14 protein-coding genes are annotated in these 15,428 nt (G+C 71.2%); 5 read left to right on the top strand and 9 right to left on the bottom strand.

The window, feature by feature from the left end; translation table 11 throughout:
• Positions 1–228 precede the first annotated feature (228 nt).
• From EDC34_RS08235 to EDC34_RS08225, 3 genes are read left to right on the top strand one after another with little or no spacing between them, the layout of a single operon-like run.
• Positions 229–1,554 (top strand): chloride channel protein, encoded by a 1,326-nt coding sequence (locus EDC34_RS08235; RefSeq protein ID WP_114960018.1) that lies wholly within the window; start codon positions 229–231, stop codon positions 1,552–1,554.
• Positions 1,551–2,774, top strand: a complete 1,224-nt coding sequence (hutI, locus tag EDC34_RS08230; RefSeq protein ID WP_114960017.1) for an imidazolonepropionase — start codon at positions 1,551–1,553, stop codon at positions 2,772–2,774. Before EDC34_RS08235 ends, hutI begins: the two co-directional genes overlap by 4 nt.
• 16 nt (positions 2,775–2,790) lie before the next feature.
• A complete protein-coding gene (locus EDC34_RS08225) occupies positions 2,791–3,984 on the top strand; it encodes a dipeptidase (protein WP_114960016.1) in 1,194 nt (397 codons plus the stop codon).
• Between the two features lie 229 nt (positions 3,985–4,213).
• Here the strand turns inward: EDC34_RS08225 and EDC34_RS08220 are convergent, their stop codons facing one another.
• Positions 4,214–4,384: a 30S ribosomal protein THX gene (locus tag EDC34_RS08220; RefSeq protein WP_114960015.1), complete on the bottom strand. Its 171-nt coding sequence runs from the start codon at positions 4,382–4,384 to the stop codon at positions 4,214–4,216.
• A gap of 60 nt (positions 4,385–4,444) precedes the next feature.
• Positions 4,445–4,861 (bottom strand): MerC family mercury resistance protein, encoded by a 417-nt coding sequence (locus tag EDC34_RS08215; RefSeq protein WP_114960014.1) that lies wholly within the window; start codon positions 4,859–4,861, stop codon positions 4,445–4,447.
• A 79-nt stretch (positions 4,862–4,940) separates the two neighbouring features.
• On the opposite strand from EDC34_RS08215, the gene EDC34_RS08210 reads away from it, so the two are divergent.
• Positions 4,941–6,980 carry a TonB-dependent receptor gene (locus tag EDC34_RS08210; RefSeq protein ID WP_114960013.1) on the top strand — a complete coding sequence of 680 codons (2,040 nt, stop codon included), beginning with the start codon at positions 4,941–4,943 and terminating at the stop codon, positions 6,978–6,980.
• Positions 6,981–6,996: 16 nt separating this feature from the next.
• On the opposite strand, the gene EDC34_RS08205 is transcribed toward EDC34_RS08210, so the two are convergent.
• Complete coding sequence (locus tag EDC34_RS08205; RefSeq protein ID WP_114960012.1) at positions 6,997–7,488, bottom strand: transcriptional repressor; 492 nt, start codon at positions 7,486–7,488, stop codon at positions 6,997–6,999.
• Positions 7,489–7,497: 9 nt separating this feature from the next.
• Positions 7,498–8,904 (bottom strand): glutamate--tRNA ligase, encoded by a 1,407-nt coding sequence (gene gltX / locus EDC34_RS08200; RefSeq protein ID WP_114960011.1) that lies wholly within the window; start codon positions 8,902–8,904, stop codon positions 7,498–7,500.
• A gap of 56 nt (positions 8,905–8,960) precedes the next feature.
• Here gltX and lpxH point away from each other — a divergent pair, with 56 nt between their 5' ends.
• The gene (lpxH, locus tag EDC34_RS08195; protein WP_114960010.1) at positions 8,961–9,692 is read left to right on the top strand and encodes a UDP-2,3-diacylglucosamine diphosphatase; all 732 of its coding nucleotides are present in this window, start codon (positions 8,961–8,963) and stop codon (positions 9,690–9,692) included.
• A gap of 12 nt (positions 9,693–9,704) precedes the next feature.
• On the opposite strand, the gene EDC34_RS08190 is transcribed toward lpxH, so the two are convergent.
• The 5 genes from EDC34_RS08190 to EDC34_RS08170 all read right to left on the bottom strand — a co-directional run bounded on the left by EDC34_RS08190 (position 9,705) and on the right by EDC34_RS08170 (position 15,288).
• Positions 9,705–10,508, bottom strand: coding sequence for a ferritin-like domain-containing protein (locus EDC34_RS08190; protein ID WP_114960009.1), 804 nt, complete (start codon positions 10,506–10,508; stop codon positions 9,705–9,707).
• 158 nt (positions 10,509–10,666) lie between these two features.
• Positions 10,667–12,136 carry an amidophosphoribosyltransferase gene (gene purF, locus EDC34_RS08185; protein WP_114960008.1) on the bottom strand — a complete coding sequence of 490 codons (1,470 nt, stop codon included), beginning with the start codon at positions 12,134–12,136 and terminating at the stop codon, positions 10,667–10,669.
• 66 nt (positions 12,137–12,202) lie between these two features.
• Positions 12,203–13,267, bottom strand: coding sequence for an SPOR domain-containing protein (locus EDC34_RS08180; protein WP_114960044.1), 1,065 nt, complete (start codon positions 13,265–13,267; stop codon positions 12,203–12,205).
• Between the two features lie 70 nt (positions 13,268–13,337).
• On the bottom strand, positions 13,338–14,606 hold the full coding sequence (folC, locus tag EDC34_RS08175) for a bifunctional tetrahydrofolate synthase/dihydrofolate synthase (protein ID WP_114960007.1): 1,269 nt from the start codon (positions 14,604–14,606) through the stop codon (positions 13,338–13,340).
• Between the two features lie 31 nt (positions 14,607–14,637).
• Positions 14,638–15,288, bottom strand: coding sequence for a histidine phosphatase family protein (locus EDC34_RS08170; RefSeq protein ID WP_114960006.1), 651 nt, complete (start codon positions 15,286–15,288; stop codon positions 14,638–14,640).
• Between the last annotated feature and the right edge of the window lie 140 nt (positions 15,289–15,428).

Below are 15,428 nucleotides of genomic sequence, written 5' to 3'. Positions count from 1 at the left end.
CGTTACAAGTCGGATCTGGCCAGCGCGCCCATTCTAGGGAATGGTCTGAACAACGCCATCCAGGCGTTGTCAGCCCACGCCGAGTCCGGCACAGGTCCGGACTCGGCTCACACGCATCAATCACTTGCGTGATTGATGCGTGGCCGGCCATCCATGGCCGGCGGGAACCTCTGAATTGATCAGAGGTTCCCTAGTCGGTGCATACGCGGTGCATGCGACAATCTGAAGATGAGCGAGCACCCAGAACCCGAAACCGGCGTTGAGGCCCTGCTCTCCACCCAGGTCTGGAAACGCCGGGCGGCACTGTGGGGCGGTGCGGTGCTGGTGGCCCTGGCCGCCATCCTGTTCGCGCGCGCGTCCGACTTCGCCTTCTCCCTGTTCCAGCGGGTGCTGCACGCCTCGCCGTGGTGGGTGCTGGCCCTGACCCCGGCGGTCTTCGCGCTGGTGGCCTGGATCACCCACCACGGCCTGCAGGCCACCCGCGGCAGCGGCATCCCGCAGGTCATCGCCGGGCTGGAGATGGACGCCGATGAGCGCCAGCGACATCTGTCGCTCAAGGTCGCATCCGCCAAGCTGGTGCTGACCGTGGCCGGGCTGCTGGGCGGCGCTTCGATCGGGCGCGAGGGCCCGACCGTGCACGTCGGCGCCGGCCTGATGCAGGCGCTGGGGCGGGCGCTGGGCTTTCGCGGCGAGCATCAGGCCCGCCGCTTCCTGCTCGCCGGCGGCGCGGCCGGCCTGGCCGCCGCCTTCAACACCCCGCTGGCGGGCGTGGTGTTCGCGATCGAGGAACTCAGCAACTCGTTCGAACACCGCGTCTCCGGCACCCTGCTGACCGCGGTGATCGTCGGCGGCGTGGTCTCGTTGGCGGTCGTCGGCAACTACACCTACTTCGGTCGCGTACATGCGCTGCTGCCGCTGCGGCAGGCGTGGCTGGCGGTGCCGCTGTGCGGCGTGGTCTGCGGGCTGGCAGGCGGCCTGTTCAGCCGCCTGCTACTGGAGGCGATGGCGGGCCGGCCGCGCTGGCTGGGCGTGCTGCGCGCGCGCCATCCGGTGCTGCTGGCGGCCGCGTGCGGCCTGCTGCTGGCGGGCCTGGGCATCGCCTTCGGCGCCGGGGCGTTCGGCACCGGCTATGAGCAGGCGCGCGGGCTGGTGCAGGGCCAGGCGACGGTGGGGCATGAATTCGGGCTGGTGAAGTTCCTGGCCAACCTGGTCTCGTACGTGGCGGGCATTCCGGGCGGCCTGTTTTCGCCGGCACTGGCGGTCGGCGCCGGCCTCGGCCATAACCTCTCGCTGCTGCTGCCCGCGGCGCCGGCCAGCGCACTGGTGCTGCTGGGGATGTGCGGCTATCTGGCCGGCGTCACCCAGGCGCCGCTGACCGCCGCGGTGATCTCGATGGAGCTGACCGACAACCAGGACATGCTGCTGCCGATCCTGGCCACCGTGCTGCTGGCGCGTACCGCCTCCAGCCTGATCTGCCCGCTGCCGATCTACAAGGCGCTGGCGCTGCGCCTGCTGCCACCCGCACCCGCCACACCCCGGCAGGGGGCGGCATGAACGCGCTGCCCTACGACGGCCTGCTGCTGGGCGTGCATCTGGCCACGCTGGACGACACCCGCCCCGGTGGTCACGTGATCGAGGACGGTGCGCTGGGCTGGCGCGACGGCGTGCTGGCCTACGTCGGTCCGCGCAGCGCGCTGCCCGCCGCACCTGCGAAGCTCGCGCGCGAGGTGATCGAAGCACGCGGCTGGGCGACCCCGGGCCTGATCGACTGCCATACCCATCTGGTGTTTGCCGGCCACCGCGCCCACGAGTTCGACCTGCGCCTCAACGGCGCCAGCTATGCGGACATCGCCCGCGCCGGCGGCGGCATCCTCTCCAGCGTGCGCGCAGTGCGCGCTGCCAGTGAAGAAGCGTTGCTGGCGCAGTCGCTGCCGCGCGCGCGCGCGCTGCTGGCCGATGGCGTCACCACGCTGGAGATCAAGTCCGGCTATGGGCTGGATTTCGACAACGAACGCAAGCTGCTGCGGGTGGCGCGCCAGATCGGCGAACAGCTGGGCGTGACCGTGCGCACCACCTATCTGGCCGCGCATGCGCTGCCGCCGGAATACCAGGGCGACGCCGACGGCTATATCGACGCGGTGATCGCCTGGCTGCCGCGCCTGCACGCGGAAGGGCTGGTGGATGCGGTGGATGCGTTCTGCGAGGGTATCGGCTTTACGCCCGCGCAGACGCGGCGCGTGTTCGAGGCCGCGCGCGCGCTCGGGCTGCCGGTGAAGCTGCACGCCGATCAGCTCAGCGATCTCGGCGGCGCGGCGCTGGCCGCCGAGTTCGGTGGGCTGTCCGCCGACCATCTGGAATACACCCGCGAGGCCGGCGTGCGCGCCATGGCCGCCGCGGGCACGGTGGCGGTGCTGCTGCCCGGCGCCTTCCACGTGCTGCGCGAGACGCAGCTGCCGCCGATCGCGCTGCTGCGCGCGCATGGCGTGCCGATGGCGGTGGCCACCGACTGCAACCCCGGCACCTCGCCGCTGCTGTCGCTGCGCCAGGCGATGCAGCTGGCCTGCACGCACTTCCGGCTGACACCGGAGGACGCCCTGCGTGGCGCCACCGTGCACGCCGCACGCGCGCTGGGGCTTTCCGACCGCGGCCTGCTGCGCGTCGGGCTGCGCGCCGATTTCGTGCTGTGGAACATCACCCACCCCGCCGAGCTGTGCTATTGGCTCGGCGGCACCCTGGCCGAGCGCGTGTTCATCGCCGGCCACCCGACGTCCTGACCCGAGGAAGCCCGCCATGCGCCTGTCCCTGCTCGCCGCCTGCCTGTCCCTTGCCTTCACCTGCCATGCGCAAGCCCCGCAAGCCGCGCAGCGCCTGGCGAAGCAAGCGATCATCGTGGACACCCACATCGACGCGCCCACCCGCCTGCTGGAGCACTGGGCCGACCTCGACCGCGCGCAGCCCGACCGCGAGTTCGACTACGCCAAGGCCCGCCGCGGCGGGCTGGATGTGGCGTTCATGTCCATCTACACCTCGCCGGCGCAGGACGCCGACGGCAGCGCCTGGCAGGTGGCCAACACGATGATCGACGCGGTGCAGGCGCTGGTGCAGCGCCACCCCGACCAGTTCGCCCTGCTGACCTCCCCGCGCGATGCCGCGCGCCTGCGCCAGGGCGGGCGGGTGCTGCTGCCGCTGGGCATGGAGAACGGCGCGCCGCTGGGCGATGACCTCGGCAACGTGAAGTTCTTCTTCGACCGCGGCGTGCGCTACATCACCCTGGCGCACAGCGCGGCCAACCGCATCGCCGACTCCTCGTACGCCGCCGACAAGACCTGGAACGGGCTCAGCCCGTTCGGCCGCCAGGTGGTGGCGGAGATGAACCGGCTGGGCATGATGGTGGACGTCTCCCACCTGGGCGATGCCTCGGCGCTGGAGGCGATCCAGCTGAGCAAGGTGCCGGTGATCGCCAGCCACTCCGCGTTCCGCCACTTCACCCCGGGCTTCGAGCGCAACATCAGCGACGAGATCGCCAAGGCGGTGGCGGCGCGCGGCGGCGTCATCCAGGTGCCGTTCGGCACCGGCTTCATCAGCCCGGACGCGGCCGCCGACATGCAGGCGTTCTTCCGCGCGCGCCAGGCCTTCAACCAGCACAACGCCGAGCTGCAGGCGCAGGGCAAGCCGCCGCTGGACCGCGCCGCGTTCGACCGCGACTGGGCGCCCAAGCACCCGCCGCGCACCAGCACCCTGGCGCAGGTGCTGGACCAGATCGACTACGGGGTGAAGCTGGTGGGGATCGACCACATCGGCATCGGCTCGGACTTCGACGGCGTGGATGGCGAGTTGGCCGAGGGCCTGACCTCAGCGGCCGATTACCCGAACCTGGTGGCCGGGCTGCAGGCGCGCGGCTATGCCGATGCCGACATCCGCAAGATCCTCGGCGGCAACCTGCTGCGGGTGTGGGGCGAGATCGAAGCCGGCGCCGGCCACTGAGCCGCGCCTGGCCTTAGGGAAGGTCTGGACAACGCCATCCAGGCGTTGTCAGCCCACGCCGAGTCCGGCACAGGTCCGGACTCGGCTCACACGCATCAATCACTTGCATGATCGATGCGTGGCCGGCCATCCATGGCCGGCGGGAACCTCTGGGTTGTGCAGAGGTTCTCTTAGACGCAAGAAACCCCGCCGGAGCGGGGTTTCGTCGCAGACCTCTGAAGCCGGTGGATCAGGCCGCGGCCTTCTTCACCGCCTTCTTGGCCACCGCCTTGCCAGCGGTCTTCTTCGCCACCGGGGCGGCGGCGGTGCCGGCCGACTTGGTGACGGTCTTCGGCCGCGCATTGCCATAGCTGGCGTTGTAGCGCTTGCCCTTGGCGGTCTTGCGGTCGCCCTTGCCCATCGTGCTGCTCCTGGATCGAATCGTGGAAAGTGGTTCGCGCCGCGCGCGAGGGGCGCAAGTCTAGCACGCGCCGTGGGCGCACGCCCGGCACTGGGCGTGGGCGTGGTTCAGGCGCAGGTTGGCCCAGTGCGAGAGCCCGACCAGGGTGCCGCCGGCCGTCATCACCAGCGCATGCGGCAGCACCGACTGGTGCAGCGGCGGGTACAGCACCGCCAGCCACAGCGCGGCCAGCCCCGGCAGCAGCAGGGCCAGCGCGCGCAGGGCGCGGTGGCGGCGGTAGCTCCACGCCAGCACGCCCAGACCGAACACGCTGGCGAACGCCACGAAGCCCTGCTCGAACCCGTCGCCCGCCAGCAGCGCCACGCCCAGCGACGGCAGCAGGGCGATCGCCAGCGGCAGCAGCGCGCAGTGGATCGCGCACAGCAGCGACCCGGCGGCGCCGAGGCGGTCCAGCCATTGCAGGCGTTGCGGTGACATGACTTCCGGCAGGTATCGATTGCCTTGACTGATACAGTATAACATATCACATCCCCACTTCCTCCCGCCCTCCATCTCCATGCCCCGCCAGACCCTGCTCGCCCTCGCCCTCCTCGCCGCCCTGCCGCTGCATGCCCAGCAAGCCCCACAGGCCACGTCTCCGCAGGCCACTCCGCCCGGCAGCGCCCCCCGCCATCAGGACAACGCCAAGGACAAGCACGTGAAGGACCTGGCCGGGGTGGTGGTGACCGCCAGCGCGCTGCAGGACACCGCGGACACCCTGAGCAAACCGACCGAGGTGCTCTCGGGCGCGCGCCTGGACGAGAACCGCGCGGCCACCCTGGGCGAAACCGTGTCCAGCGTGCCCGGCGTGCAGAGTTCCAACTTCGGGCCCGGGGTCGGCCGCCCGATCATCCGCGGCACGGACGGCCCGCGCGTGGCCATCCTGTCCGGCGGGCTGTCCAGCCAGGACGTGTCCACCGTCAGCCAGGACCACGCGCCGGCGATCGAGCCGTTCCTGGCCGACCAGATCGAGGTGCTGAAAGGCCCGTCCACCTTGCTGTACGGCAGCGGTGCGATCGGCGGCGCGGTGAACGTGGTCGATGGCCGCATTCCGGACAGCCCGATCGACAACGGCTTCAGCGGCCGCGCCGAGACCCGCTTCTTCGGCGGCGACCAGGGCGGCAACACCACCATGGCGCGGGTGGACGGTGGCAACGACCGCTTCGCCCTGCATGCCGACGCGGTGTACCGCCACGCCCCCGACTACACCACCCCGGACGGCCGCCAGCAAAACTCCTACATCGATACCCGCAGCGGCGCGCTGGGCGGTTCGCTGCTGGGCGACTGGGGCTACGTGGGCCTGTCCGCCTCGCGTTTCAACGACGAATACGGCAACCCGGGCGAACCCGGCAACCCCGTCCTCGGCGAGCGCGGGGTGTACCTGAAGATGCACCAGGACCGCTACGAGGCCAAGGGCGCGCTGAACGACCTGTGGGGCGCGGGCAACGGCCTGCGCTTCTCGCTGGCGCACACCGGCTACGAGCACACCGAGTTCGAGGGCGGCCAGCCCGGGACCATCTTCCGCAAGAACGCCAACGAAGGCCGGGTCGAGGCCACCTTCGGCAGCCGCGACGGCTGGCAGGGCGCGCTCGGCACCCAGCTGTCGGCCAGCACCTTCCTCGCGATCGGCGAGGAGGCCTTCGTGCCGCAGACCAGCACCCGCGCGTACGGCGTGTTCGGCGTCGCCCGCCGCAGCTGGGACGGGTTCCAGCTCGACCTCGGCGCGCGCGTGGACAACGTCAAGTCGAGCCCGGTGGACGCCGCGAGCCGCGATTTTCGCCCGCTCAGCCTGTCGCTGGCCGGCGGCTGGACGCTGTCCGACGCGTGGAAACTGACCCTCAACCTCGACCGCGCCGAGCGCGCGCCGGTGGAGGAGGAGCTGTTCTCCGACGGCCCGCACATCGCCACCCTCGCCTACGAGATCGGCAACGCCGGCCTGCGCAAGGAAGCCGCCAACCAGCTGGAGCTGGGCCTGCAGTACCAGGCCGACTGGGTGGAGGCCAAGGTGTCGGCCTACTACAACCGCTTCGACAACTTCATCTACCTGGCCGACACCGGCAACACCTGGTACTGGGAAGAAGGCGACCAGGACCTGCCGGTGCGCCAGTGGACGCAGGCGAATGCGCGCTTCCGCGGGCTGGAGGGCGAGGCCAGCTTCCACCTCGCCCGCAACGACAGCGGCGACTGGGACCTGCGGGTGTTCGGCGACACCGTGCGCGCCACCCTCGCCAACGGCGGCGGCAACCTGCCGCGGATCGCGCCGGCCCGGCTCGGCGCGCAGCTGCGCTGGCAGCACGAGAACTGGCGCGCCGCACTGGGCGCCACCCGCACCAGCCGCCAGAACGACGTGGCCGCCAACGAGACGCCCACCGCCGGCTACACCCTGGTGGACGCGCACCTGTCCCGCCACTTCGACAGCGGCAACCTCAGCTGGGAGCTGTTCGCGGACGGCAGCAACCTGACCAACCAGGTCGCACGCGTGCACACCTCGTTCCTCAAGGACCAGGTGATGCTGCCCGGCCGCAGCGTCGGCTTCGGCGTGCGCGTGTTCTTCTGAGGCGAGTCTTCGAGACTCAGGCGGCCTGTGCGCAGCGCGCGCACAGGCCGTGCACTTCCAGCGTCTGCGCCTGCGGGGCGAAGCCCAGGGCGCGCGCGGACGCGTCGAGCTGGGCGACGATGCTGGCGTCCTCCAGCTCGGTCGCGGAATGGCAACGGTCGCAGATCAAAAACGGCACCGAGTGCTGGGCCGCGTTCGGATGGTGGCAGGCCACGAACGCATTGATCGACTCCAGCTTGTGGATGAAGCCGTTGGCAAGCAGGAAATCCAGCGCGCGGTACACCGTCGGCGGCGCCACGCTGCCGGCGTCGTCCAGCGCGCGGAAGCGGTCCAGCAGGTCGTAGGCCTTCACCGGCTGGCCGGCCTCGGCGATCAGGCCGAGCACGCGCGCGCGCGGCGCGGTGAGGCGCAGCCCGCGTTCGCCGCAGGCACGCTCGACCGCCGCCACGAACCCGTGCGCGTCGTGCACGTGGTGGCGGGGGTCGGTGCAGGCGTGCGGCTTGGCCATGGCCTTGATTTAGGTCGCCGCGGGAATCTTTGCAAGGGCGGCGTCGATCCGCGCCAGCGCCTGCTCGCGTCCGCACAGGTAGACCGTCCAGCCGATATCGGGGCTGACCTGGGTACCGGTGATGGCCACCCGCATCGGCTGCGCGATCTTGCCCATACCGATGCCCTGCGCCTCGGCGGTCGCCTTCAGCGCGTCGGCGATCGCCTCCGGGGTCCATTCCGCCAGCGCGGCCAGGCGCGCGCGCGCCTCCATCAGCGGCGCCTGCGCGGCGGGCACCAGGTGCTTGGCCACCGCCGCCGCGTCGTAGTCGGCCAGCGGCTGGAACCACACCGCGGACTTCTCCGCCATTTCCTTCAGGGTCTGCACGCGCTCGCGCAGGGCCAGCACCAGCTCGGCCGGCTTCGGGCCGCTGGCGAGGTCATAACCGGCCTGCTGCAGGTGCCAGACCAGATGTCTGGCGACGGCCTCGGGATCGTCCGTCTTCAGGTATTGCTGGTTCATCCAGCCGAGCTTGGCCGCATCCAGCCGCGAGGCCTTGGCGTTGACGTCGGCCAGGTCGAACAGCGACTGCATCTGCGCGATCGAGAAGATCTCCTGGTCGCCGTGCGACCAGCCCAACCGCACCAGGTAGTTCAGCAGCGCATGCGGCAGGTAGCCGGCGTCGCGGTACTGCATCACGTCGGCTGCGCCAGTGCGCTTGGACAGCTTGGCACCATGCTCGTCGAGGATCATCGGCAGGTGCGCGAACACCGGCACCGGCGCGCCCAGCGCGCGGTAAATGTTGATCTGGCGCGGAGTGTTGTTGACGTGGTCGTCGCCGCGCACCACGTGGGTGATGGCCATGTCGATGTCGTCCACCACCACCGCGAAGTTGTAAGTCGGATAACCATCGCTGCGGAAGATGACCAGATCGTCCAGCTCGCTGTTGGCGATCTCGATCCGGCCCTTCACCGCATCGTCCCAGGCCACCGTGCCCTCCAGCGGATTCTTGAAACGGATCACCCGGTTCGGGTCGTCGCGCCAACCGGCGTTGGCATCGCGGTAGGCACCGTTGTAGCGCGGCTTCTCGCCAGCGGCCATCGCCGCCTCGCGCATCGCCTCGAGTTCCTCCTTGGTCTCGTAGGCGTAGTAGGCATGGCCGGAGGCGATGAGCTGCTCGGCCACCTCGCGGTAGCGGTCGAGGCGGTGGGTCTGGTAGATCGGGCCTTCGTCGTAATCCAGCCCCAGCCAGTCCATCGCCTGCAAAATCGCGTCGATCGCCGCCTGGGTGCTGCGCTCGCGGTCGGTGTCCTCGATCCGCAACACGAACTGGCCGCCGTGCCGGCGCGCGTACAGCCAGCAGTACAGCGCGGTGCGCGCGCCGCCGATGTGCAGGTAGCCGGTGGGGGACGGGGCGAAACGGGTGCGGACGGTCATCGCAGAGCACAATTCCGGAAACGGCGCATTCTAGCGCGCCGCCTTACACTCCACCGATGACCACGCTTTTCGTTTCCGACCTCCACCTCGACCCGGAACGCCCGGAGATCACCGCGCTGTTCGGCCGCTTCCTCGATGGCGAGGCGCGCGGCGCCGACGCGCTCTACATCCTCGGCGACCTGTTCGAGGCCTGGGTGGGCGACGACGATCCGTCCGACGCCGGCGCCTTCGTGGCCGACCGCCTGCGTGCGCTGGTGGAGGCGGGCGTGCCGGTGTCCTTCATCCGCGGCAACCGCGATTTCCTGCTGGGGCAGGCCTATGCCGCGCGCTGCGGCATGGCCTTGCTGGACGATCCGACCGTGGTGGACCTGTACGGCACGCCCACGCTGCTGCTGCATGGCGACCTGCTGTGCACGGATGACACCGCCTACCAGCAGTTCCGCGCGCAGACCCGCGACCCGCAGTGGCAGGCGCAGTTCCTCGCGCAGCCGCTGGCGGCGCGGCTGGCGTTCGCGGCGCAGGCGCGCGCGGCCAGCCAGGCGCGCTACGGCGAGCTGGCGGCCCAGGGCATGGCCGAGACCATCGGCGACGTGGCGCCGGCCACGGTGCAAGCCTTCTTCGAGCGTCACGGCGTGCGCCGCATGATCCACGGCCACACCCATCGCCCGGCGATCCACGACGAGGGCCACGGCCGTACCCGCATCGTGCTGGGGGACTGGTACGAACAGGGCTCGGTGCTGCGGGTGACGCCCGACGGCTGCATGCTGGCGGCCCTCACCCCGGCCTGACGGCGGCCGCGGTCAGTCCGCTTCGGCCAGCAGGCTCTCCAGTTCCTCCGGGTCGAACCCCGCCTGCAGCCGCGCCTCGGTGTTGAACGGCTTGTGCAGCACGCCGCTGGCGTATTCGCGCAGCAGTTCGCGGAAGCGCGCGCGCGGCTCCACCCCGGCGCGTTCGCAGTACCAGCGGTACCAGCGGCTGCCGGCGGCCACGTGCGCCACTTCCTCGCGCAGGATGACCTCCAGGATGTCCGCGGTGGCGTCATCGCCCAGCGACCGCAGCTTCACGATCATGCCCGGCGTCACGTCCAGCCCGCGCGCCTCCAGCACGCGCGGCACCAGCGCCATGCGCGCAAGGCCGTCGTGCGCGGTCTTCTCGGCCATCTCCCACAGGCCGTTGTGGGCGTCGAAGTCGCCGTAGTCGTGGCCGAACTCGCGCAGCCGCGCGCGCAGCAGGTGGAAGTGCCGGGCCTCGTCGCGGGCCACCACTACCCAGTCCGCGTAATACTCCGAAGGCATCCCGCGAAAGCGGTACACCGCGTCCCAGGCGAGGTCGATGGCGTTGAACTCGATATGCGCCACCGCATGGATGAAGGCGGCGCGCCCCTCCCGGCTTCCGAAGCCGCGCCGCGGCAGGTCGCGCGGATGCACCAGGCGCGGGCGCGCGGGCCGGCCCGGCATCCGGATCGGCTCCGGCGGCGGGGCATCGCCGTCGATGGCCAGTTCACCGCGCGCGAACGCCTCCGCCATCGCCAGCGTCAGCGCGGGCTTGGCGTCCGGCGTGGCGGCGTCGAGGCAGGTGCGGGCGGCGGTGAAGAGGCTCTTCATATCGGCAACCAAGAATGTCGCGAGGCGTGTTGCGGGGGATGCGTTTCAACCAAGCGAGTATCGGGGAGCGACTTGAAACGCATCCCCCGCAACACGCCAGGCCGAGGAGCCCGGTCTCGCCCTGCGGTTCGCATCGGGCCCCGCAACGTCGCGCCCCGTCAGGACGCCCTGCGTTTCTTCTTCGCCTCGTCCGAGCGCAGCTGCTTGATGCGCTCGAAATAGTCGGGATCGATCCCGGTGACGTATTCGCCGCTGAAGCAGGACGAATCGAACTTGCGGCCCGGGAACTTGGGCCCAGCGACCGCGGCCTCGAGGTCGGCCAGGTCCTGGTACACCAGCCAGTCGCAGCCCAGCAGCTGCTCGATTTCCTTCTCGCTGCGGCCGTGCGCCACCAGCTCCTCGCTGGACGGCATGTCGATGCCGTACACGTTCGGATGGCGCACCGGCGGCGCCGCCGAGGCCAGGTACACCTTGCGCGCGCCGGCATCGCGCGCCATCTGCACGATCTGGCGGCTGGTGGTGCCGCGCACGATGGAATCGTCCACCAGCAGCACCACCCGGTTGCGGAACTCCAGCGGAATCGGGTTGAGCTTGCGCTTCACCGACTTCGCGCGCTCGCCCTGCCCCGGCATGATGAAGGTGCGGCCGACGTAGCGGTTCTTGATGAAGCCCTCGCGGTACTTCACGCCCAGCACGTTGGCGATCTCCAACGCGGAATCGCGGCTGGTGTCGGGGATCGGGATCACCACGTCGATGTCGTGGTCGGGGCGCTCGCGCAGGATCTTCTCGCCCAGGGTCACGCCCATGCGCATGCGCGCCTTGTGCACCGAGATGTTCTCGATCATCGAGTCCGGGCGCGCGAAGTACACGTACTCGAAGATGCACGGCGCATGCGGCATCTCCGGCGCACATCGGCGCGCGTGCAGCTCGCCGCGCGCGGTGATGACCAGGCCCTCGCCCGGCGCCACGTCGCGCACGCGCTCGAAGCCCAGCACGTCCAGCGCCACCGATTCGGAGGCGACGATGTATTCCTCGCCCGCGGCACTGCTGCGCTTGCCCAGCACCAGCGGACGGATGCCATGCGGATCGCGGAACGCAACCAGGCCGAGGCCCAGCACCGTGCACACCACCGCGTAGCCGCCGCGCGCGCGCCGGTTCACGCCCTCGATCGCGGCGAACACCGCCTCCGGCGTCAGCGCCTTCTGGGTGTCCAGCTCGTGCGCGAACACGTTCAGCAGCACTTCCGAATCGGACTCGGTGTTGATGTTGCGGCGGTCCTGCTCGAACACCTCGCGCCGCAGCGCCTCGGTGTTCACCAGGTTGCCGTTGTGCGCGAGCGCGATGCCGTAGGGCGAGTTGACGTAGAACGGCTGCGCCTCGTCGCTGCCCTCGCTGCCGGCGGTGGGATAGCGGCAATGGCCGATCCCGATCCGCCCCTGCAGCAGGCCCATCGCGCGGGCGTCGAACACGTCGCGCACCAGGCCATTGCCCTTGTGCACGCGCAGCTTGCCGCCCTCGGCGGTGGCGATGCCGGCCGCGTCCTGGCCACGATGCTGGAGGACGGTCAGGCCGTCATACAGCAGCCCGGCCACTTCGCTCTGGCCGACGATACCGACGATGCCGCACATGCAGGGGATTCCTTGGAGATGCCGTGACGCTGGAAAACGGGATCGGGGCGGAGCTGGCTCCGCGGCTCAGGGATGCGGACGCACCATGCCGTCCTTGCCGGCGGCCTTCAGCCTGGCCTTCAGCGCCTCCGCCTCGGCGCGGGTCAGCACCGGGCCCACCCGCACCCGGGTGAGGGTGCCGTTCGGGCCGGGCACGGTGTCGGTGAAGGCGTTGAATCCGGCCTTGCGCAGGGCATCGCGCTGGGCCAGCGCGTCCGGAGCCGAGGCGAACGCCCCGATCTGGACCACGAAACCGGTGTTCGCCGGATTGGCCGGCGCGCTCGCCGGCGGCTCGGCCTTGGGCATCTGCGCGGAACTGGCGGCGGCAGCCGGCTTCTCCGCCACCTTCGGCGTGGGCTTGTCGGCCGGCTTGTCGGCGGCTTTTTCGACGGCCTTGGCCGGCGCGGCGGCGGCCGTGGCGGTCGGCTTCGGCGCCGGCGGCGTGGCCGGAACCTCGGGCCGCGCGGGAGTCGCCGGCACGGGCGCGGCGGGCGCAGCCGTGGCGGTGGTGACGGTAGTGGCAGCCGGCGCATCGGCGGCGGCATCCAGCACCACCACGCGGGTGTCCACGTCGGTACGGACCTGGCCGGCGCGCAGGCGCGCGGACTCGGCCACGGCGCGATCGGCGAACGGGCCGATGCGCACGCGCTGGGCCGGCTTGCCGGCGAGGGTCACCGGCTCGCGGTAGCCGGGCAGCCCGGCCGCGCGCAGGGCGGCGATGACCTTGTCCGCATCCGCCTCGCTGGCGTAATTGCCGAAGCTGACCGCGTAGTCACCGGCGGCCACTGCCGCCAGCGGCGTGGTGGCCGGCGTGGCGTCAGGCGCGTTATCGGCGGCGGGTTCGCCCGGCGTGACCGGGAGCGTGGCCGGCATCCCGGACACCCCGCCCGCGGGCGCCTGCCCGGGCACCACCAGCGGCAGGTCCTGGGTCACCGTGCCGCTCTCCGGCTTCGGTTCCGCCGGTACTTTCATCGACACCCCGGTGACACCGCTGTCGGGCGCCGGGCCCTTGACCAGCATTGGCAGGAAGATGACCGCCAGCGCGACCAGCACGGCCGCGCCGACCAGGCGCTGTTTCAGCGAAGCATCCATCGGCATTCCGCGCAGCCAGGCATGGTGAGGGCGCGATTATACCGGCATGCGCCCACCGCCGACGGGCCGTTCAGGCGTCGCCGCCCAGCAGGCGCAGGGCCTCGGCCGCGGCGTGGAAGGAGCCGAACACCAGCACCCGCCCGTCCGGGGCGGCCTGCGCCAGCGCCGCGCGCAGCGCGTCGGCCACGTCGGCGTGGCTGCTGTCCTCTGCCATCTCCCCATGCAGCCGCTGCAACAGCTCGGCCACCTCGATCCCGCGCGTCCCGGCGGCGCGCGAGCCGGCGCAATGCCAGGCTTCCACCACGCCCTCCAGCGCGCGCACCACGCCCGCCGCGTCCTTGTCGCCCAGCGCCGCGTACACCGCCCGCGTGCGCCGGCCCGGATGCGCGCGCAGCCAGCCGGCCAGCGCGCGCGCCGCCTGCGGGTTATGGCCGACATCCACCAGCACCTCCACGCCATCGCGCTGGAAGCGCTGCAGCCGGCCGGCCACCGCGGCCGTGTCCACGCCGCGCGCAATCGCGGCATCGTCCAGCGGCAGGTCCAGCGCACGCAGCGCGGCGATCGCGCAGGCGGCGTTGCGCAGCTGCACCGGCGCGCCCTGCGCCTGCATCGGCAGCGGCAGCACGATCTCGTAGCCGACCTCGCGCCAGCGCCAATGTGCCGCGTCCACCGGTTCGGCGAAGAAGTCGTTGGCGATCCGCCACGCCGACGCACCGATCGCATAGGCATGCCGCAGCACGCTGGACGGCGGATCGTCGTCGCCCAGCACCAGCGGCTTGAACGGGCGTGCGATGCCGGCCTTCTCGAAGCCGATGGCCTCGGTGTCGTGGCCCAGCCACTCCTGGTGGTCGAGGTCAACCGTGGTGATGACGGCAGCATCCGCATCCACCAGGTTGACCGCGTCCAGCCGCCCGCCGAGGCCCACCTCCAGCACCGCCAGGTCCAGCTGCGCGCGCTGGAACAGCCACAGCGCGCACAGGGTGGCATATTCGAAATAGGTCAGCGGCACCTCGCCGCGCGCGGCCTCCACCGCCGCAAAGCCGGCGATGAGCTCGGCATCCTCGACCTCGCGGCCATCGATGCGGATGCGCTCGTTGAAGCGCAGCAGGTGCGGCGAGGTGTAGGCGGCCACGCGCAGGCCCTGCGCGCGGGCGATGGCCTCGATGAACGCGACCGTGGACCCTTTGCCATTGGTGCCACCGACGGTGACCACCCGCGTCGCCGGGCGCTCCAGGCCCAGCCGCGCGGCCACCGCGCGCACCCGCTCCAGGCCCATGGCGATCGATTGGGGGTGCTGGCGCTCGATGAAGGCCAGCCAGTCGGCAAGCGTGCGCGGCATCGCAGGATCGCAGGAACCAGGGGAGCGAAGATTACAGCGCGCGGTGCTTGGCTTCGCCGAACAGCGCGGTGTGGTGGGTGGCATCGTTCAGGCGCACCACGTCCAGCACCTCCAGCGTCGGCCCTTCGAGCAGGTTGAGCGTGGCCGGCGCCTGCCGGAAGCCCCACAGCCGTGCCAGCGGGATGCCCAGGATGCGCGCCAGCAGCACCCGGTTGACGGCATCGTGGGCGACCACCAGCAGCACGTCGTCCTCTGCCAATCCCGCGCAGGCGCGCGCCAGCGCGGGCCAGGCGCGATCCAGTACCTGCTGCAAGGATTCACCGCCGGGGCCCGGCATCTGCACAGTCTCCGGCGCCTGCCGCCAGGCCGCCAGGCGCTCGGGATCGCGCGCGGCGATCTCGGAGGTCAGCAGGCCCTCCCAACTGCCGTGGCCGATCTCCAGCAGACCGTCGTCGAATTGCAGCATCCCGGCGCGCGCCTCGCCCAAGGCCAGCCGCGCCGTCTCCGCCGCGCGCGCCAGCGGCGAGGCCACCGCGCGCGCGATCGGCACCTCGCGCAGGCGCCGGCCCAGCGCCTGCGCCTGGGCGATACCGGTCGCGGACAGCGGGATGTCGGTGCGGCCCTGGTAGCGGCCTTCGGCATTCCACGGGGTTTCGCCGTGGCGGGCAAGCAGGATCTTCATGCGGGTCAGGGGAATGAAAGCAGGGGCCGTGGGCGGTCGCGGACGGACTCTCGCGATGCGCCGGCTGGGTGGAGGGATGCGCAAGCCTGCCACTTTCGACGATGTGCGGCCCTCCCGACAAGTAGCCAGGCCGGAGGCGT

It is taken from the genome of Thermomonas haemolytica, assembly GCF_004346265.1.
In the GTDB taxonomy this organism is placed as follows: domain Bacteria; phylum Pseudomonadota; class Gammaproteobacteria; order Xanthomonadales; family Xanthomonadaceae; genus Thermomonas; species Thermomonas haemolytica.
Note: the sequence above shows the minus strand (reverse complement) of the source record. Positions and strands in the feature narration are given on the sequence as shown.